General features: G+C 64.9%; 16 protein-coding genes. 4 read left to right on the forward strand and 12 right to left on the reverse strand.

Translation table 11 applies throughout. The annotated features are described in order from the left end of the window. Positions 1–126: 126 nt before the first annotated feature. Genes cobG through cobJ form a run of 4 tightly spaced genes read left to right on the forward strand, consistent with a single transcriptional unit; the run spans position 127 to position 4,511 of the window. Positions 127–1,440, forward strand: a complete 1,314-nt coding sequence (cobG, locus tag LXM55_RS29650; protein ID WP_325169928.1) for a precorrin-3B synthase — start codon at positions 127–129, stop codon at positions 1,438–1,440. Continuing rightward, positions 1,433–2,059 (forward strand): precorrin-8X methylmutase, encoded by a 627-nt coding sequence (locus LXM55_RS29655; protein ID WP_233323676.1) that lies wholly within the window; start codon positions 1,433–1,435, stop codon positions 2,057–2,059. The genes cobG and LXM55_RS29655 overlap by 8 nt, the downstream gene beginning before the upstream one ends. Further along, positions 2,059–2,790, forward strand: coding sequence for a precorrin-2 C(20)-methyltransferase (locus LXM55_RS29660; RefSeq protein WP_233323750.1), 732 nt, complete (start codon positions 2,059–2,061; stop codon positions 2,788–2,790). Before LXM55_RS29655 ends, LXM55_RS29660 begins: the two co-directional genes overlap by 1 nt. Next, complete coding sequence (gene cobJ / locus LXM55_RS29665) at positions 2,790–4,511, forward strand: precorrin-3B C(17)-methyltransferase (RefSeq protein ID WP_233323677.1); 1,722 nt, start codon at positions 2,790–2,792, stop codon at positions 4,509–4,511. The genes LXM55_RS29660 and cobJ overlap by 1 nt, the downstream gene beginning before the upstream one ends. 67 nt (positions 4,512–4,578) lie before the next feature. Here the strand turns inward: cobJ and LXM55_RS29670 are convergent, their stop codons facing one another. From LXM55_RS29670 to accC, 12 genes are all read right to left on the reverse strand, one after another. Continuing rightward, positions 4,579–5,028, reverse strand: a complete 450-nt coding sequence (locus tag LXM55_RS29670) for an SMI1/KNR4 family protein (protein ID WP_233323678.1) — start codon at positions 5,026–5,028, stop codon at positions 4,579–4,581. After that, entirely contained in the window at positions 5,025–5,570 is a 546-nt protein-coding gene (locus tag LXM55_RS29675; protein ID WP_233323679.1) for a CPCC family cysteine-rich protein, read from the reverse strand. Before LXM55_RS29675 ends, LXM55_RS29670 begins: the two co-directional genes overlap by 4 nt. Positions 5,571–5,596: 26 nt before the next feature. Continuing rightward, positions 5,597–6,049, reverse strand: a complete 453-nt coding sequence (locus LXM55_RS29680) for a hypothetical protein (RefSeq protein WP_233323680.1) — start codon at positions 6,047–6,049, stop codon at positions 5,597–5,599. 36 nt (positions 6,050–6,085) lie between these two features. Next, a complete protein-coding gene (locus tag LXM55_RS29685; RefSeq protein ID WP_233323681.1) occupies positions 6,086–6,682 on the reverse strand; it encodes a MarC family protein in 597 nt (198 codons plus the stop codon). A 64-nt stretch (positions 6,683–6,746) separates the two neighbouring features. After that, positions 6,747–9,533 carry a hybrid sensor histidine kinase/response regulator gene (locus LXM55_RS29690; RefSeq protein WP_233323682.1) on the reverse strand — a complete coding sequence of 929 codons (2,787 nt, stop codon included), beginning with the start codon at positions 9,531–9,533 and terminating at the stop codon, positions 6,747–6,749. 99 nt (positions 9,534–9,632) lie between these two features. Beyond that, positions 9,633–10,922: a phosphoribosylamine--glycine ligase gene (gene purD, locus LXM55_RS29695; protein WP_233323683.1), complete on the reverse strand. Its 1,290-nt coding sequence runs from the start codon at positions 10,920–10,922 to the stop codon at positions 9,633–9,635. 169 nt (positions 10,923–11,091) lie between these two features. Further along, positions 11,092–12,699 (reverse strand): bifunctional phosphoribosylaminoimidazolecarboxamide formyltransferase/IMP cyclohydrolase, encoded by a 1,608-nt coding sequence (gene purH / locus LXM55_RS29700; RefSeq protein WP_233323684.1) that lies wholly within the window; start codon positions 12,697–12,699, stop codon positions 11,092–11,094. An 82-nt stretch (positions 12,700–12,781) separates the two neighbouring features. Continuing rightward, positions 12,782–13,102 carry a DNA-binding transcriptional regulator Fis gene (gene fis / locus LXM55_RS29705; protein WP_003186237.1) on the reverse strand — a complete coding sequence of 107 codons (321 nt, stop codon included), beginning with the start codon at positions 13,100–13,102 and terminating at the stop codon, positions 12,782–12,784. Further along, the gene (dusB, locus tag LXM55_RS29710) at positions 13,099–14,112 is read right to left on the reverse strand and encodes a tRNA dihydrouridine synthase DusB (RefSeq protein ID WP_233323685.1); all 1,014 of its coding nucleotides are present in this window, start codon (positions 14,110–14,112) and stop codon (positions 13,099–13,101) included. The genes fis and dusB overlap by 4 nt, the downstream gene beginning before the upstream one ends. A 196-nt stretch (positions 14,113–14,308) precedes the next feature. Beyond that, positions 14,309–15,625: a DUF3426 domain-containing protein gene (locus LXM55_RS29715; protein ID WP_233323686.1), complete on the reverse strand. Its 1,317-nt coding sequence runs from the start codon at positions 15,623–15,625 to the stop codon at positions 14,309–14,311. A 30-nt stretch (positions 15,626–15,655) separates the two neighbouring features. Continuing rightward, the gene (prmA, locus tag LXM55_RS29720) at positions 15,656–16,534 is read right to left on the reverse strand and encodes a 50S ribosomal protein L11 methyltransferase (RefSeq protein WP_233323687.1); all 879 of its coding nucleotides are present in this window, start codon (positions 16,532–16,534) and stop codon (positions 15,656–15,658) included. A gap of 233 nt (positions 16,535–16,767) precedes the next feature. Further along, positions 16,768–18,129 carry an acetyl-CoA carboxylase biotin carboxylase subunit gene (accC, locus tag LXM55_RS29725; RefSeq protein ID WP_015633996.1) on the reverse strand — a complete coding sequence of 454 codons (1,362 nt, stop codon included), beginning with the start codon at positions 18,127–18,129 and terminating at the stop codon, positions 16,768–16,770. Positions 18,130–18,146 lie beyond the last annotated feature (17 nt).

The following is an 18,146-nucleotide window of genomic DNA, read 5'->3' on the forward strand; positions in this document are numbered from 1 at the left end:
AGCGCAAAACCTGTTGTTCCGACAGGCAGGCTTTTCATGCCTTCGGACAAAGCAGGCATAATACCGCGCCTTCGCTGACGAAGCGCTTTTCCCACACTGCCGGTCGCCCCTTTGAACGAACGCCCGTTGTCTACTGCCATTCGCCCCTCGGCCTGTCCGGGGTTGTTGCGCATCGTCCCGGCGCTGGACGGCGGCATTTGCCGGATCAAGCTGGCCGGTGGCGCCATCAGCGCGGCTCAGGCGGTGGCGGTGGCCGAGGCGGCACAGGCCTATGCCGGCGGAGTGATCGAGGCGACCAACCGCGCCAACCTGCAGATTCGTGGCATCGGCGCAGAGCATCAGGCGTTGATCGGCGCGCTGCTGGCCGCCGGGCTGGGGCCGACTACCGCGGCGGGCGACGACGTGCGCAACCTGATGCTCAGCCCCAGTGCCGGGATTGACCGGCAGCGGCTGATCGACACCCGGCCCCTGGCCGCGCACATCCTCGACACCTTGCAGAGCCACCCGCGGTTCCCTGAGCTGTCGGCCAAGTTCGCCGTGCAACTCGACGGTGGCGAGGCCCTGGCGATGCTCGAACATCACCACGACCTGTGGCTGTCGGCCCTTGAGCGCGAGGGGCAGTTGTTGCTGGCGTTCGGCCTGGCCGGCTGCCCTGTGGATAAACCCCTGGCAGCGGTGCCCCTGGCTCACGGGCACGCACTGCTGGTGGCGGTGCTGGAGCTGTTTCTCGACTTGGCGCGGCCGGAGCAGACGCGCATGCGCCATCTGCTGACGGACGTTTCGCTGGCGGATTTTCTTGCCCAACTGGCCCCCCGCCTGAGCTGCCCGCTGTTGAATGTCGATGGCTGGCGGCGCCCGGCCGGTGCCGCGCCGCGACACATCGGCACTTATCCACAGGCCGAGCCCGGGCGGGTCTATGTCGGCGCGGGCACGCCCCTGGGCCGCCTCGACCCGGCCATGCTCAAGGGCGCGGCACAGCTGGCCGAGCAATACGGCGACGCCAGCCTGCGCCTGACGCCCTGGCAGAGCCTGCTGCTGCCATCGATTGCCGTGGCCGATGCACCGGCGGTCACTGCCGGCCTGGCCCAACTGGGCCTGCTGTGCAGCCCGGATCAGGCCCTGGCTCACCTGATTGCCTGCACCGGCTCCAGTGGCTGCGGCAAGGCCCTGGCCGACACCAAAAACGATGCCCTGCAACTGGCGGCCCTGCTCCAGCGCCAGGGGCGCCAACCGGACGTGCACCTGTCCGCCTGCCCGCGCTCCTGCGCCGCCGCCCATGTGGCACCGACCACTCTGCTGGCGGTGGCCCCGGGACGCTACGACGTGTATTTGCGCGATGCAGCGCTGCCGGGTTTCGGCACGCTGCACGCACGCAACCTTTCTATTGAAGCGGCAGAGGCATTGCTCGATGCCCGCCCACGGAGCAACACCGATGATTGATTACATCCGCGACGGTCAGGAGATCTATCGCAACTCCTTCGCGATCATTCGCGAAGAAGCCAGGCTGGAACGCATTCCGGCCGACCTGGAGAAACTCGCCGTGCGGGTGATCCATGCCTGCGGCATGGTCGAGGCCATTGATGGCCTGCAGTTTTCCGACGGGGCCGGCCGGGCCGGGCGTGAGGCTCTGGCCGCGGGGGCGCCGATCCTCTGCGATGCGCGGATGGTGTCCGAGGGCATTACCCGGGCCCGCCTGCCCGCCAACAACGAGGTGATCTGCACCCTGCGCGACGACAGCGTGCCGCAGCTGGCCCGGGAGCTGGGCAATACCCGTTCGGCGGCGGCCCTGGAGCTGTGGCGCCCGCACCTGGAAGGCAGCGTGGTGGTGATTGGCAATGCGCCTACTGCATTGTTCTACCTGCTGGAGATGCTCGATGCCGGTGCGCCGAAGCCGGCGCTGATCCTCGGCTTTCCGGTGGGTTTCGTGGGCGCCGCCGAATCCAAGGCGATGCTCGCCGCCAACAGCCGCGGCGTGCCTTTCGTGATCATGCAGGGCCGCCTGGGCGGTAGCGCCATGGCCGCGGCTGCGGTCAACGCCCTGGCCACGGAGATCGAATGATGCAGCAACCTGGACGTTTGATCGGCCTTGGCGTGGGCCCCGGTGACCCGGAACTGATTACCTTGAAGGCCCTGCGCCTGCTGCGCGAGTCGCCGGTGGTGGCCTACTTCGTGGCCAAGGGCAAGAAAGGCAATGCCTTCGGCATCATCGAAGGGCACCTGCAACAGGCCCAGACCCTGCTGCCCCTGGTCTACCCGGTCACCACCGAAGTGCTGCCGGCGCCGCTGTCCTACGAACAAGTGATCAGCGACTTCTACGACAGCGCCAGCGAAGAGCTGGCGAAGCATCTGGACGCTGGCCGCGACGTGGCGGTGATCTGCGAAGGCGACCCGTTCTTCTACGGTTCCTACATGTACCTGCACGATCGCCTGGCCGAGCGTTACCAGGCCGAAGTGGTGCCGGGGGTGTGCTCGATGCTGGGCGGCGCCTCGGTACTGGGCGCGCCATTGGTGTATCGCAACCAGAGCCTGTCGGTGCTTTCCGGGGTGCTGCCGCATGACGAACTCAAGCGTCGCCTGGCGGATGCCGATGCGGCGGTGGTGATGAAGCTGGGGCGCAACTTCCCCAAGGTGCGTCAGGTCCTCGAAGAGCTGGGGCTGGCGCAGCGGGCGCTGTATGTCGAGCGCGCCACCATGGCCAACCAGAAGATCGTGCCGCTGGATGAAGTGGAGCCGATGTCCTCGCCGTACTTCTCGCTGATCATCGTGCCCGGCGAAAGGTGGCAAGGCTGATGGCCCGTTCAACTCCGGCCATCGTCATCCTGGGCCAAGGCAGCCTCGACACCGCGCGGCAGATCCAGCGGCTGTACCCCGACTCGTTGATCCACGGTCTGGCGGAGCGGGTCGAAGGCGCCGATCGGATCTACCACGAATTCGGCGCGACGCTGCGCCAGTTGTATCAACAGGACACGCCGATCATCGCCCTGTGCGCGGCCGGTATCGTCATCCGCACCCTGGCACCGTTGCTGCTGGAAAAGGGCGCCGAGCCGCCGGTGCTGGCGGTGGCCGAGGACGGCAGTGCCGTGGTGCCGCTGCTGGGTGGCTTGGGCGGGGTCAATGTCATGGCCCGAGAAATCGCTGCGGGCCTTGGCGTGGCGGCGGCCATTACCACCAGTGGTGAACTGCGCTTCGGCACGTGCCTGCTCAACCCGCCCAGCGGTTATGCCCTGGGCGACCTGGAACTGGGCAAGCGTTTCGTTTCCGACCTGCTGGGTGGCGAAAGCGTGCGCATCGAAGGCGCAGCCCCGTGGCTGGCCGCGGCGAAGCTGCCCGAGGACGACCAGGCCCGGCTGACCATCCGGGTCGGTTCCGCCGAGCGTGAACCTGCGGCCAACGAGCTGCTGATCTACCCTCGCAGCGTCCTCGTCGCTTGCCGTGGCAGCCAGCGTGCGGGCGAAGGCGATACCGAGCTCGCCACGTCGATCCGCCAGGCCCTGCATCAGGCGCGAATTGCCGCGCAGTCCGTGGCCTGCCTGCTGGCCGCCGACAGCGACATGGCCAACCGCGCGCTGCACCAGGCGGCGGCGCAACTGGGCGTACCGCTGCGCTTCCTGCCGGCCGCCGACAGTGTCGCCGAACTGGCGCAACAGGCCGTGCCGCAATTGCTGCCGCCGCTGAAGGTCGGCGACGAGATTGCCATTGCCGTGGCCAACCAGCCCCTGGACCCCGAGCAGATCGGCCGTCCCCGCGGTCGCCTGGCCGTGATCGGCCTCGGCCCGGGCGCCGCCGAACTCATGGTGCCGGCGGTGAAAGCCGAACTGGCCCGGGCCAACGACATTCTGGGTTATGAAACCTACGTGCGCATGGCCGGCCCGTTCCGCGCCGATCAGGTCATGCACTGCACCGACAACCGCGAAGAAATGCAGCGCGCCCGTCACGCCTTTGAACTGGCGGCGCAAGGCCGTTCGGTGGTGGTGGTGTCGTCCGGCGACCCGGGCGTGTTCGCCATGGCTGCGGCGGTGCTCGAAGCCCTGCACGAATCCAGCGATCCGGCGTGGCACAGGGTCGACCTGGAGATCCTTCCCGGGGTTTCCGCGTCCCTGGCCACTGCGGCCCAGGCCGGTGCACCGCTGGGTCATGACTTCTGCGTGCTGTCGCTGTCGGACAACCTCAAGCCCTGGGACATCATCGAGAAGCGTCTGGACCTCGCCTCCCAGGCCGATTTGGCCCTGGCCTTCTACAACCCGATTTCCCGCTCGCGGCCCTGGCAGCTGGGCCGGGCCCTGGAGATCGTGCGCCAGCACCGCACGCCGCAAACCCCGGTGGTATTGGGGCGAGACATTGGCCGCCCTGGCCAGACCCTGCGTGTCATCACCCTGGGTGAGCTGACCCCGGCGCAGGTGGACATGCGCACCATGGTGCTGGTGGGTTCTTCCACCACCTGCGTGTTCCCCCGGGCCGAGGGCGGCGAGTGGGTGTACACGCCGCGTTGGTACGGTCAAAAACCATTGTAGGAGTCGGCTTGCCGGCGAAGGCGCTCGTAAGATCGCCATCGCCGGCAGCGGTTTCTAGCGTGCAGGGTCACTCATCCTCGTCCTTGTCCTTGGCGGTCAGCAGCCAGGTGATGAATTCGAAGAAGCTGGCCCATCTGGCGGGAATGCGCCCGGCGATAAAAGCCTCCCAGTCGCCCAGGTCGAAATCCCAGACGCCGCCGCTGTCCTTGTCCAGCAAGTAGCCGCCTTCGCCCTGCAATGAAGTGAAGGCGATAAAGTTCTGCGGCAACTCCCACACGTCATGAATGAACTCGGTGCACATCAGGATTTCTTCACTGGGCCCGTCGATATCCATCAGTACTTCGTAGCTCGCTCGGCTTTCGAAGTCGGCGGGGTGGTAGGCCAGGTAGATCTGTGCGAACTCGCTGTCCAGGGCAATCCCTAATGTTGCCAGTGCTCGGGTGACCTCGGCGGTGTCGGGGCGCGGGCGGAAGCGGGGCTGGGCTTCGATCAGGGCGATCAACTGCGGGGGAATCATGGGGTGTCCTTGGTCATGTGTGGCCACTTGTCCAAGGGCAGGCGGTCCTGCTGCCGGGCAAAGTGTTCCCGGGCCTGGCCCAGGGTTTTGTGGTTGGGCCCGCTCAGCACATCCAGCGCCTCGCTGCCATCGTCTTCCCATTGGCACAGGTCGCAGATCTCGTATTCGCCCCGTGCCGAGAGGGTTCGATAACCGCAGCAGGGGCAGGCCTCCAGGTACTCGATATCCGCGCTGACGGCGTAGTCGCCCAGCCCGGCTTCACCCAGGCAGCGCCTCAGGTACAGGTGGGTCACGCCGCGGTATTCGGCGCGCAGGGCGATCAGCAGCAGGGCATCGTAGACCGGGTCCCGCGCATCGTCCGGGGGTTCTGCTTGCGAGTTCAACTGTTGCTGCAGGCTGGGTGGCAGTGTCGCGAACTCGAAGTCGTCGCTGTCCAGCCACCACCAGTTCAGCAGGTGGCAGGCGCGGGCAGCGGCATCGAGATTGGGCAGCCTGTGCCGGCTGAGGAGGTCGATGGCGGTGGTGGCGGTGAGTGTTTCCATGGGGCTCGGTTTGTGGAGTGCGAGGGTCAGGGCCAAGTCAGGGTCAACTGGTCGGGGCGCTCAAGAGGGACCCGCACTGTGACGCCGGAGGTCGATTCGGCAAAAAGGTGCCGGTGCCGGATCTCGACCCGGTTGAAGGGGTTGCTGTCCTTCAAGACCACCAGCCAGATCAGCGCGCCTGAATCCTTCTCCTGCAACGACAGGAAACCATCGGCGCCATGAGCGCTGCACTCGCCGGCCCAGGCCTGCCAAGGCCCGGTGCTGGCGACGCACTGCGCCAGGGCCGCGAGGCCCTCACAGTCCTGGCTGGCGCTGTAGTCCGAGGCTGGCATCCACTGCTTGTTGATCAGTTGGGGATACTCATGGGGCAGCTCGAACAGGCAATAGAAGCCAGCGCCCAGAGAGATGGAGTTCTCCCTGGGGTAGCGTTCGTCCTGCCATTGCTGCTGGATGAGTTGGCGGTCTTCACTGCCGGGCATGTGATGTTCCTTATCCGCTGCCGGGTCGAGCCGGTGTCAGGGCACCAGATAGCCTTTGACCCCGGTGAAGATGATCTGCGCCGCCAGGGCGCAGACGAACAGCCCCATCAAGCGGCTGACGATCTGCAAGCCCTGGTCGCCGAGGATGCGTTCGATGCGGTTGGACAGGTACAGCACCACGCCCACGGTGAGGCTGGCCAGGGCGATGCTGAGGATGGCGGTGAGCTTGTCATCCCAGTGCGGCTGGCTGACGCCCATGACCAGGAGGGCGCCGATGGTCCCCGGGCCCACGGTCAGGGGAATGGTCAGCGGGACGATGGTCACGTCCTGCTGCACGTTGTCGGTCTGCACCGCCGACTTGCCCTGGGCCATGCCCAGGGCCGAGATGAACAGCACGCTGCCGGCGCCGATGCGGAAGGCGTCGACGGTGATGCCGAACACACCGAAGATCACCCGCCCGAACAGGTACAGCAGGACGCTGGAGATCAGGGTCGCCAGGGCGACTTTCCAGGCCAGGCGCCGGCGCTCCTTGAGCGAGTAGCCGCGGGTCAGGCTGATGAAACACGAGAGCACGAAGAAGGGGCTGTAGAGCACCAGCATCTTCAGGTAAACGCTGAACAGCACGTGGAGCATGGTGGGAGCTCACGACTAAAGGAGGGCGAGCGAGAGTTTAACAGGCGCCGCACGGGCTGTCGGCTCAACTGGTGTGTGCGGCGCTGCGTTCGCGCAGGTCGCGCTGGGTGACCCAGTGCTCCACCAGTTCGCGCAGTTGCGAGAGCTCCACCGGCTTGGCCATGTGCCCGTCCATGCCGGCCTGGCGCGCGCGTTCCTTGTGCTCGGCCAGGATGTGCGCGGTGAGCGCCACCACCGGGGTGCGTACGCGCTGGTTGCCGACTTCCCAGGCCCGCAGTTGCTGAGTGGCGGAGAAGCCATCGAGCACCGGCATTTCGCAGTCCATCAGCACCAGGTCGTAGCGCTTGGCTTTCATCGCCTGCAGCGCTTCTTCGCCGTTGCTGGCGGTATCGGGCTGCAGGTTGAGCTTGCCGAGCATGCCGCGGATGACCTTGGTGGAGATGCTGTTGTCCTCGGCCACCAGGATGCTGAAGTCGCTGGGCACGGTGACCTGAGCAGGGCCTTGGGCTGGGGTCAGGGGCATGTTGTAGGGCGCGGCGGGAGCCTTGTCGCGCTGGTTGAGTTCGTCCGCCAGGGTAGTCTTGAGGGTGTAGCCGGCCACGGGCTTGGCGAGGATGCGCTTGATCCCGGCATTGCGTGCAATCACCTTGCTCGGCGCGTTGCTGATGCCGGTGAGCATGATCAGCAGAATGTCGTGGTTCAGGCTCGGGTCTTCCTTGATCTTCGCCGCCAGTTGCATGCCGGTCATGCCGGGCATGTTCTGGTCCAGCAGGACCACGTCGAAGTAGTCCCGCAGGTGCGCCTTGGTGCGCAGCAGGGCCAGGGCTTCCTTGCCCGAAGGCACGGCGCTGACGTTCAGGCCCCAGGCGCTGCATTGCTGCACCAGGACCTTGCGGCAGGTGTCGTTGTCGTCCACCACCAGCACCCGCGCGCCTTGCAGGGGGCCGTCGAGGTCGGCGGTCGGGTGCTCCAGGCGCTCGGCGTCCAGGGGCAGGGTCAGCCACAGGGTGCTGCCCTGGTTGGTGCCGCTCTTGATGCCGAATTCACCATGCATCAGCAGGATCAGCTGGCGGGCGATCACCAGGCCCAGGTTGCCGCCCAGGCGCGTGGTGGCGAGGAAGTTCTTGCTGTGCAGCTCGGTGTGCAGCAGCGCCTCGCGTTCTTCGGCGTCCATCGGCTGGCCGCTGTCCTGCACGGCAATCCGCAGGCGCGGCTTGCTGCTGCGTTCGTCGAGGGCGACGACGATCAGCACTTCGCCTTCGTCGGTCTTCTTCAGGGCATTTTCCAGCAGGCTCAGCAGCGCCTGGCGCAGGCGGGTCGGGTCACCGCTGATGACCCGTGGCACCTGGGGCTGGATAAAGCTGATCAGCTCGACATTCTGCTGTTCGGCCTTGGCCCGGAAGATGCTCAGGCAGTCTTCGATCAGGGCGTTGAGGTCGAACTGCACGTCGTCCAGCTCGATCTGCCCGGACTCCAGCTTGGAGATGTCGAGGATCTCGTTGATCAGGGTCAGCAGCTCGTTGCCGGCGCTGTGGATGGTCTGCACGTAGTCACGCTGCTTGACCGATAGCGGCGTGCCCAGCAGCAGCTCGGTCATGCCCAGCACGCCGTTCATCGGGGTACGGATCTCGTGGCTGATCTTGGCCAGGAATTCGGCCTTGGCATTGACCTCGGCGGTGCTGGCGGCCAGGTCGCGGCTGACGCTGAAGCGATTCTCGGTGATGTTGCGCTGGCGCTCGCCGAGGGCAACGCTCATCAGCAGCCCGGCAATGCACACCACGCTCAGCAGGGTGACGATCAACCCTTGCGGCGCCACCAGGGTCAGGCCCAGCAGGGCCGGGAGAATCACCAGGGTGCCGAGGTTGAAGATCACCATGGCGGTGACGAACAGCCGAGCCGGGCGGTAGCCCTTGTGCCAGTGGTAGCCGCCGACGAACAGCATGCTCAGGCCGGCCATGGCCACCAGGCCGTAGGTGATGATGTTCAGCGGCAGGGTATCGACGAACAGCAGCAACAAACCGGACAGGCTGATCAGCAGGATGTTGCCCAGCAACAGGCGGTTCAGCGGGTGCGGCCCCAGGGGCGCGAAAAAGCGGTAGGCGAACATCATCCCGCAGGGCGCGGTCAGCAGCAGGGCGACATAGGCGCCCGGTGTCTGCAGCGCCTGCCAGTCCGGCAGCCAGGGCCCGAACAGGTTCAGCAGCATCAGCAGGCTGAGGGTCAGCAGGCCCTCGCAGGCCGCCAGCCACAGGCTGCTGCGCGAGCGGGTGTAGGCGAAGCGCGTGAGGTTGTGCAGGATCAGCATCGCCAGGCAGCCGAAGAGCAGGCCGTAGATCAGTGTCTGGCTCTGGTCGGCGGCGCCTATCACGGCCGCTTGCAGGGTGATGTAGGGACGCAGTTCGTGTTCCGACACCAGGCGTACATAAACCTCCAGCGGCTTGGCGCTTTGCGGCAGCGGCAGCATGAAATCGCTGCTGGGCAGGGGCTTTTGCGCTTGCGGCTGGCTGGAGCCGGTGTTCACTTGCTCGATCAGCTTGTCGCCTTCGAGCACGTAGAGGTTCAGGTGGGACAGGTCGGGGGCGAAGATCCGCAGGATCTGCTCGTGGGTTCCCGGCTGGAGCCTGAAGCGTAGCCACAGAGCGCCATCGGGCTCGGCAGCGGTGAGTTTGTCCAGTTCGATCGGGCTGAACTGGTTGGTGTAGCGCGGGGAGCGGATGTCACTGAGCTGCAGGCTGGCCTGTTCGTCGAGCAAAACCGCCCAGCCACTGCCTTGAGCGGCCAGGGCCGGGTTCAAGCAGAGCAGGGTCAGCAAGGTGACGGTGAAGCCTAGGGCAATCCGGAGCCAGCGCACGGCGAAATCCCTTCGTTGGTTGAAGCCTGATTATAACTATGCGCGGCGTAAAGACCGCACGACAAGGGCGCGAGGCCCTTGCCGCCGTCACTCAACGCTTTATTCCTGGCCACGCTCGCGGGCAATGGCACGGTAGCCGATATCCTTGCGGTAGAAGCAGCCCTGCCAGTCGATCTCGGCCGCCAGGCGGTAGGCCTGCTGCTGGGCCGCATCAACGCTGTCGCCCATGGCGGTGGCGCACAGTACCCGGCCGCCGGAGGTCACGACCTGGCCATCCTTGAGCGCGGTACCGGCATGGAACACCTTGCCTTCCAGTGCGGCCGCGGCGTCCAGGCCCGTAATGGCCGCGCCCTTGGCGTAGTCACCAGGGTAGCCGCCGGCCGCCAGAACGATACCCAGGCTCGGGCGGGGGTCCCATTGCGCTTCGACCTTGTCCAGGGCCTGGGCCAGGGCGGCTTCCACCAGCAGCACCAGGCTCGATTGCAGGCGCAGCATCACCGGCTGGGTTTCCGGGTCGCCGAAGCGGCAGTTGAACTCGATGACTTTCGGGTTGCCGGCCTTGTCGATCATCAGCCCGGCGTAGAGGAAGCCGGTGTAGACGTTGCCTTCCTCGGCCATGCCGCGCACGGTCGGCCAGATCACCAGGTCCATGACCCGCTGGTGCACTTCGGCGGTGACCACCGGTGCTGGCGAGTAAGCGCCCATGCCACCGGTATTGGGGCCAGTGTCGCCGTCGCCGACGCGCTTGTGGTCCTGGCTGGTGGCCATGGGCAGGACGTTCTTGCCGTCGACCATGACGATGAAGCTGGCTTCCTCGCCGTCGAGGAACTCTTCGATCACCACGCGGGAGCCGGCGTCGCCGAAGGCATTGCCGGCCAGCATGTCGCGCACGGCGTCCTCGGCTTCGGCCAGGGTCATGGCGACGATCACGCCTTTACCGGCCGCCAGGCCGTCGGCCTTGATCACGATCGGTGCGCCTTTCTCACGCAGGTAGGCCAGCGCCGGCTCGATCTCGGTGAAGTTCTGGTAATCGGCGGTCGGGATCTTGTGGCGCGCGAGGAAATCCTTGGTGAAGGCTTTCGAACCTTCCAGCTGCGCCGCACCGGCCGTCGGACCGAAGCAGTCCAGGCCACGGGAGCGGAACAGGTCGACCACACCGGCCACCAGCGGCACTTCCGGGCCGACGATGGTCAGCGACACATTCTTCTCGGCGAAATCGGCCAGTTGCTCCAGGGCCAGGACGTCGATGGCGACGTTCTCGCACTTGGCTTCGATGGCGGTACCGGCGTTGCCCGGGGCGACGAACACTTTCTGAACCCGTGGGTCCTGAGCGACTTTCCAGGCCAGAGCGTGTTCACGACCGCCGCTACCAATGATCAAAACGTTCAAGTCAGACTCCTTCGGAGGAAGCTACAAGCCGCAAGCTGCAAGTGAAGAGCAATCTGGGTCGCTCTGAAGTGCAGCGTGCGGCTTTGAATGAGAAAGGCTGCAAGTGCAAGCAAGGGCGACTGCGGTCGGCTCTGGCTTGTCGCTTGCAGCTTGATGCTTGTGGCTGCTGTTAGTGACGGAAGTGGCGCATGCCGGTGAACACCATGGCAATGCCGGCTTCGTCGGCAGCAGCAATTACTTCGGCATCACGCATCGAGCCGCCTGGCTGGATCACGGCGGTGATGCCGACCTTGGCGGCGTTGTCCAGGCCGTCGCGGAACGGGAAGAACGCGTCGGAGGCCATCACCGAACCCGCTACCTGCAGGCCGGCGTGCTCGGCCTTGATGGCGGCGATGCGCGCGGAGTTCACGCGGCTCATCTGGCCGGCGCCGACACCGATGGTCTGGCGGTTCTTGGCGTAGACGATGGCGTTGGATTTAACGTACTTGGCGACTTTCCAGGCGAAGATCAGGTCGTTGATCTCTTGCTCGGTCGGGGCGCGCTTGGTCACCACTTTCAGGTCATCGGCGCTGATCATGCCGATATCACGGCTCTGCACCAGCAGGCCGCCGTTGACGCGCTTGTAGTCCCAGGCGGCAGCGCGGTCAGCCGACCACTCGCCACAGGCCAGCAGGCGCACGTTGGCCTTGGCGGCGACGATGGCGCGGGCTTCTTCGCTCACCGACGGGGCGATGATCACTTCGACGAACTGACGCTCGACGATGGCTTTGGCGGTTTCAGCATCCAGTTCGCGGTTGAAGGCGATGATGCCGCCGAAGGCCGATTCGGTGTCGGTGGCGTAGGCCAGTTCATAGGCCTGGCGAATGCCGCCTTCAGCGTCCGGGCTGACCGCCACGCCGCACGGGTTGGCGTGCTTGACGATGACGCAGGCCGGCTTGACGAAGCTCTTCACGCATTCCAGGGCGGCGTCGGTGTCGGCGACGTTGTTGTAGGACAGCTCCTTGCCTTGCAGCTGGGTGGCGGTGGCGATGCCGACTTCGGCCGGCTTGGCTTCCACGTAGAACGCCGCGCTCTGGTGCGGGTTCTCGCCGTAGCGCATTTCCTGGGCCTTGATGAACTGGCTGTTGAAGGTCCGCGGGAATTCGCTGCGACCTTCTGTGCTGAGGGTTTCAGCGGCCTGGTTCACGGTGCCCATGTAGTTGGCAATCATGCCGTCGTAGGCCGCGGTGTGTTCGAAGGCCTTGAGCATCAGGTCGAAACGCTGGGCGTAGGTCAGGCCGCCGGCCTTGAGGCTTTCGAGGACGCCGGCGTAGTCGCTGGCGTTGACCACGATGGCCACGTCCTTATGGTTCTTGGCCGCCGAGCGGACCATGGTCGGGCCGCCGATGTCGATGTTCTCGATGGCGGTCGGCAGGTCGCAGCCGGGCTTGGAAATGGTGGCCTCGAAGGGGTAGAGGTTGACCGCCACCAGATCGATCGGCTTGATCCCGTGCTCGTTCATGATGGCATCGTCGATGCCGCGACGACCGAGGATACCGCCGTGGATTTTCGGGTGCAGGGTCTTCACCCGGCCGTCCATCATTTCCGCGAAACCGGTGTAATCCGCGACTTCCACTGCGGACACGCCGTTGTCCTGCAGCAGCTTGAAGGTCCCGCCGGTGGAGAGGATCTCCACACCAAGGGCTTCCAGTTCCTTGGCGAATTCGAGGATCCCGGTCTTGTCGGAAACACTGATCAAGGCGCGGCGGATCGGCAGGCGGGTAGTCTGGTCGGTCATCTCAATTTCCATCAAAAGCAAAGGAGTCAGCAAAAAAGGCGACCGTTTTTTACGCGGGCGCCTTTCTGGTTTGATTGAATGCTTACAGCAAATCGTACTGCTTGAGTTTCTTGCGCAGGGTGCCGCGGTTCAGGCCCAGGAGTTCGCTGGCCTTGGTCTGGTTGCCCTTGACGTAGTTCATCACGCTTTCGAGCAACGGAGCCTCGACTTCGGAGAGCACCAGGTTGTACACGTCCGTGACGGCAGCGCCCTCAAGGTGGGCGAAATAATTGTGCAGCGCCTTCTCGACACTCCCGCGAAGGGTCTGGCCTTCTTCGCTGGGGGTATTGAGGTGCTGTTTCAAATTCACGTTGTCGCTCACGGGTGTTGTTCCACTCACTAAAGTCTCGGTCATCATCGTCATGCGGCCACCCCCTCTCCGTCCCCTGTTTCCAGGCTCTTGTAACGTCCGGCGAAGAACTCACGAACGTTGGCGCATTGTGCTTCCGTATCTTCCAAACGATTGAAGTGGGCGCGAAACTCCCTGGCGCCCGGCAGGGTTGCGAGATACCAGCCCACATGCTTGCGCGCAATGCGTACGCCCATGACATCCCCATAGAAGGCATGCAGCGCGGCCAGGTGCTCTAGCAGAATACGTTCCACCTCGAACAGCTCCAGCGCCGGGAGGGTTTCACCGGTCGTCAGGAAGTGTTCGATTTCACGAAAAATCCATGGCCGCCCCTGGGCGGCCCGGCCGATCAACAGCCCGTCGGCGCCGGTGGCGTGCAATACCCGCCGGGCCTTCTCGGGCGAGTCGATATCGCCATTGGCAAAGACCGGAATCGACACCGCCTGCTTGATCGCGGCAATGGTGTCGTACTCGGCTTCACCGGTGTACAGGTCGGCCCGGGTCCGACCGTGGACCGCCAGTGCCGTAATGCCTGCCTGTTCGGCGATCTTCGCCACCGTCAGGCCGTTCTTGTGCTCCCGGTCCCAGCCGGTGCGGATCTTCAGGGTGACCGGTACATCCACCGCGGCCACCACCGCCTGGAGAATCTCGTTGACCAGGGCTTCATCTTTCAGCAACGCGGAGCCGGCAGCCTTGTTGCAGACCTTCTTCGCCGGGCAACCCATGTTGATATCAATAATCTGTGCGCCCAACTCGACGTTGGCGCGGGCGGCGTCTGCCAGCATCTGTGCATCGCCACCGGCAATCTGTACCGAGCGCGGCTCGGGATCGCCTTCGTGGATCATGCGCAACCGCGATTTGCGGCTGTTCCACAAGCTCATGTCGCTGGTGACCATTTCCGAGACTACAAGGCCCGCGCCCAATTGCTTGCAAAGCTGACGAAAGGGCTGGTCTGTCACCCCCGCCATCGGGGCGAGAATCAAACCGTTATGCACTGTGTATGGGCCGATGCGTACCGCCGACATAGGACTTCCCTGTTGTGGGGCCGGATCATGAGAGTTCGAAAAAGGGTTGGCATGATACCCGCTCTCGATGACCGGATAAAGGCTGAATTGGATAAAATCTGAACAGTTCTTCCGTTATCGCCCGGGGATCAATCTGAGCGATACAGTCATAAATCTGTCGTCAATCCAGAGTTATCCGTCAGCTTGTGTGGGTGATTCACTCGGGCGAGTGGAAGCTCAGACTGTAGTTCACGGCTTTCGGTCCGGGGTCGAGAATATCCAGGGCGATGTGAATAGGCGTCTGCGGCGGCATTTCCGCGACATCCTGCAAATCACCGCCCAGGTATTCCCCGGGTTTGAAGCTGCGGCTGGCGATCAAGTGGCCGTTGAGGTCGGCAAAACGCAGCTCCAGCAGCGGGAAGGGTTGGGAGAAGGGCGCACGGTTGTAGATGATGGCGTCCACCACCAGGGCGCCGCTGAATTCCGGGTGGCTGCGTACCACCAGGTTGCTGCTCTTGATTCGGGCGATATCCACCCGGGATGGCACCGTACAGCCAAACTCCGGGCACAGTTGCTGGAACCAAGGGCGGTACTGATCCTGGCGCGCCAGCTCATCGAAGTGATAGGCGACATATTGTCCCACCAGGCCGCCGGCGGCCAACAGGATCAGTAGCAGCCAGAGCAGGCGCCGGCCCCAGGGCGAGCGACGCTTTTGCCAGTCGAGGTGGATCGGGTCGTCCACCAGGTCCAGCAGCACGTCTTCCTTGACCCCCGGCTCGTTGCGTTCACGGCGCTTCTTGCCTGGGGCGGCGGGTTCGGGTTCGTCGTCCTGTTCGAGCTGCTCGACAGGGGAGTGCGGCTCCAGGGGTTCCAGGTCGTCATCCAGGCGCAGTCTTGGCGCCCGAGGCTCGTCATCCAGATCCGCCAGGTTGAACGACAGCGACGGCTCGGTGCGGCTGGGCTTGAGCGGTTCCGGGCTGGCCTCGGTGTCGCTCGGTGGCACCTTGAGGGGCGAGGGTTCGCCCTCGTCCTGCTCGGCGGCACTGCCGAACAAGCCGTCCGGCCAGTTCGCCTCATCGGCGTCCTGAGCGTCGCGGCGGGCGCTGAGGCTGCCTTCCTTGTGTTCGCGCTCCTGGCCAAAGGCCTTGGCCGGCTGGATCTCGCGCTGTTCGAGCTTGGCCAGTTCTTCGTCGAGGTCCAGGTGATCCAGGTCCATCTCGGCGGCCGACCATTGTTTCTGGCTGATGGCTCGCTGAGGCGTGGCGGGAGCCGGCGGCGGCAGATCGGTTTTCGTCGCCGCAGGTGCCGGCGCCACGACAGCCGCTGGAGCAACCGGCGGCGCTACCGGCTTGGCGGCGGTTTTTTGCGTGGCCGCCTCCTTGGCGGCGCGCTGCTCAAGCAACTGCCGCGCGGCGTTGAACACCTGCAGGCAGGAGCCACAGCGAACCACTCCGCGGGCCACGCTCAATTGAGCGTGGCTGACGCGGAATCGGGTTTGGCAATGCGGGCACTGGGTGACGAAACTGTCGGTCATGCGGCCATCCGGATTATGCAGGCGGCCATTCTAGCGCCGACGGCCGGTGATGCGCACCCAGCCATCGAGGGTGGCAATCGGATCCAGATCGAAGTCCTGGGCATAAGCGGCGGCGACTTCTTCGCCTTGTTCGGCGAGGATCCCGGACAGCGCCAGGCGCCCGCCGGACTTGACCAGGCCCGAGAGCAGCGGGGCCAGGGACACCAGTGGTCCGGCCAGGATGTTGGCCACCAGCACATCGGCCTGGACCTGGGGCAGTTGCTCGGGCAGGTACAGCGGGAACAGCTCGTCGGCAATGCCGTTGCGCCCGGCGTTGTCGCGGGAGGCTTCGAGCGCCTGCACGTCGATATCGGTGCCGACCGCTTGCTTGGCGCCCAGCAACAGGGCAGCGATGGCCAGGATTCCCGAGCCGCAGCCGAAGTCCAGCACGTTGCAGCCCTTCAGGTCCTGGCTGTCCAGCCACTCCAGGCACAGTGCGGTGGTCGGGTGGGTGCCGGTGCCGAACGCCAGGCCCGGGTCGAGCAGCAGGTTGACGGCTTCCGGTTCCGGCGCGGCGTGCCAGCTGGGAACGATCCACAGGCGCTGGCCGAAGCGCATCGGCTGGAAATTGTCCATCCAGCTGCGTTCCCAGTCCTGGTCTTCGATGACTTCGCTGTGGTGCTCGGGCAGCGGGCTGCCGGTCAGCAACTCCATGTGGGCGAGCACGCTGGCGGCTTCGGTGCCGCCCTCGAACAGCGCCAGCAGGTGGGTGTGGGACCACAGCGGAGTGGTGTTCAGTTCGGGCTCGAAGATCGGCTGATCCTCGGCGTCCATGAAGGTGACCGAGACGGCACCGACTTCAAGAAAAGCGTCTTCGTAGGTTTCGGCTTGTTCTGGGCTGATGGCGAGACGGACTTGCAGCCAAGGCATGGCGGGCACCTTTGAAAATATGTGATGTGCAGCCTAGCGGGCCGCGAGAAGCGCGCAAGTTTACGCGAGACGCCCCCTGGGGGCGAGGGGGGATGCCGAGTGCTGGGTCGCGATGGCGGTTGATCAGGGAATGGCCGCTGCGCGGTTCGCGAGCACGCTCGCTCCTGCAGGGCTGTGGGGGCGGATACGACAAGGCCGCTCGAAAGCGGCCTTGTCGGTGTGGCGGGTGCCGATCAGTGTTGCTCGGCCAGCTTGTGCTCGAGGTAGTGAATGTTCACGCCCCCTTTGCAGAAGCCTTCGTCACGGGTCAGGTCGCGGTGCAGCGGGATGTTGGTCTTGATTCCGTCGACGACGATTTCGTCCAGCGCATTGCGCATGCGCGCCATGGCTTCGTCACGGGTCGCCCCGTAGGTGATCAGCTTGCCGATCAACGAATCGTAGTTCGGTGGAACCGCATAACCGCTGTACAGGTGCGAATCGACGCGCACGCCGTTGCCGCCCGGGGCATGGAAATGCTTGACCGTGCCTGGGCTAGGCATGAAGGTTTTCGGGTCTTCGGCGTTGATCCGGCATTCCAGCGCGTGGCCGCGGATCACGACGTCGTCCTGGGTGAACGACAGCTTGTTGCCAGCGGCAATGCTGAGCATTTCCTTGACGATGTCGATGCCGGTGACCATTTCCGATACCGGGTGCTCTACCTGCACGCGAGTGTTCATCTCGATGAAGTAGAAGCGGCCATTCTCGTACAGGAACTCGAACGTACCGGCACCGCGGTAGCCGATGTCGATGCACGCCTTGACGCAGCGAGCGAACACTTCCTGGCGAGCGGTCTCGTCGATGCCCGGTGCCGGCGCTTCTTCGAGGACCTTCTGGTGCCGGCGCTGCAGCGAGCAGTCGCGGTCACCCAGGTGGATGGCGTTGCCTTGGCCGTCGGACAGCACCTGGACTTCCACGTGACGTGGGTTGGTCAGGAACTTCTCCAGATAGACCATCGGGTTGCCGAACGCCGCGCCGGCTTCGGAGCGGGTCAGTTTCGCCGAGGCGATCAGGTCTTCTTCCTTGTGCACCACGCGCATGCCGCGACCACCGCCGCCGCCAGCGGCCTTGATGATCACCGGGTAGCCGACTTCACGGCCAATGCGCAGGGCGGTTTCTTCGTCTTCCGGCAGCGGGCCGTCGGAACCTGGAACCGTAGGAACGCCAGCCGCGATCATCGCGTGCTTGGCGGAAACCTTGTCGCCCATCAGGCGGATGGTCTCGGCTTTCGGGCCGATGAAGGCGAAGCCGGAGTTTTCCACCTGTTCGGCGAAGTCGGCGTTTTCCGCGAGGAAGCCGTAGCCAGGGTGGATCGCCGTGGCGCCAGTGACTTCAGCGGCCGCGATGATGGCCGGGATGTGCAGGTAGGACTGCGCGGCTTGCGCAGGGCCGATGCATACCGATTCGTCCGCCAGGCCCAGGTGCATCAGCTCCTTGTCGGCCTTGGAGTAGACGGCTACGGTCTTGATCCCCATTTCCTTGCAGGCACGCAGGATCCGCAGGGCGATTTCGCCGCGGTTGGCGATCAGGACTTTTTCCAACTTCGCAGGCTTCAACATCAAAGACTCTCCGCGGT

The organism is Pseudomonas sp. Au-Pse12 (genome assembly GCF_021341665.1).
Classification (GTDB): domain Bacteria; phylum Pseudomonadota; class Gammaproteobacteria; order Pseudomonadales; family Pseudomonadaceae; genus Aquipseudomonas.

Coding starts and splice junctions, on each gene's coding strand:
- LXM55_RS29670 (WP_233323678.1), bottom strand. CDS start 5,028: ATGATTCCCCCGCAGTTGATCGCCCTGATCGAAGCCCAGCCCCGCTTC.
- LXM55_RS29675 (WP_233323679.1), bottom strand. CDS start 5,570: ATGGAAACACTCACCGCCACCACCGCCATCGACCTCCTCAGCCGGCAC.
- fis (WP_003186237.1), bottom strand. CDS start 13,102: ATGACGATGATGACCGAGACTTTAGTGAGTGGAACAACACCCGTGAGC.
- purH (WP_233323684.1), bottom strand. CDS start 12,699: ATGACCGACCAGACTACCCGCCTGCCGATCCGCCGCGCCTTGATCAGT.
- LXM55_RS29685 (WP_233323681.1), bottom strand. CDS start 6,682: ATGCTCCACGTGCTGTTCAGCGTTTACCTGAAGATGCTGGTGCTCTAC.
- LXM55_RS29680 (WP_233323680.1), bottom strand. CDS start 6,049: ATGCCCGGCAGTGAAGACCGCCAACTCATCCAGCAGCAATGGCAGGAC.
- prmA (WP_233323687.1), bottom strand. CDS start 16,534: ATGCCTTGGCTGCAAGTCCGTCTCGCCATCAGCCCAGAACAAGCCGAA.
- LXM55_RS29715 (WP_233323686.1), bottom strand. CDS start 15,625: ATGACCGACAGTTTCGTCACCCAGTGCCCGCATTGCCAAACCCGATTC.
- LXM55_RS29660 (WP_233323750.1), top strand. CDS start 2,059: ATGCAGCAACCTGGACGTTTGATCGGCCTTGGCGTGGGCCCCGGTGAC.
- accC (WP_015633996.1), bottom strand. CDS start 18,129: ATGTTGAAGCCTGCGAAGTTGGAAAAAGTCCTGATCGCCAACCGCGGC.
- dusB (WP_233323685.1), bottom strand. CDS start 14,112: ATGTCGGCGGTACGCATCGGCCCATACACAGTGCATAACGGTTTGATT.
- cobJ (WP_233323677.1), top strand. CDS start 2,790: ATGGCCCGTTCAACTCCGGCCATCGTCATCCTGGGCCAAGGCAGCCTC.
- LXM55_RS29655 (WP_233323676.1), top strand. CDS start 1,433: ATGATTGATTACATCCGCGACGGTCAGGAGATCTATCGCAACTCCTTC.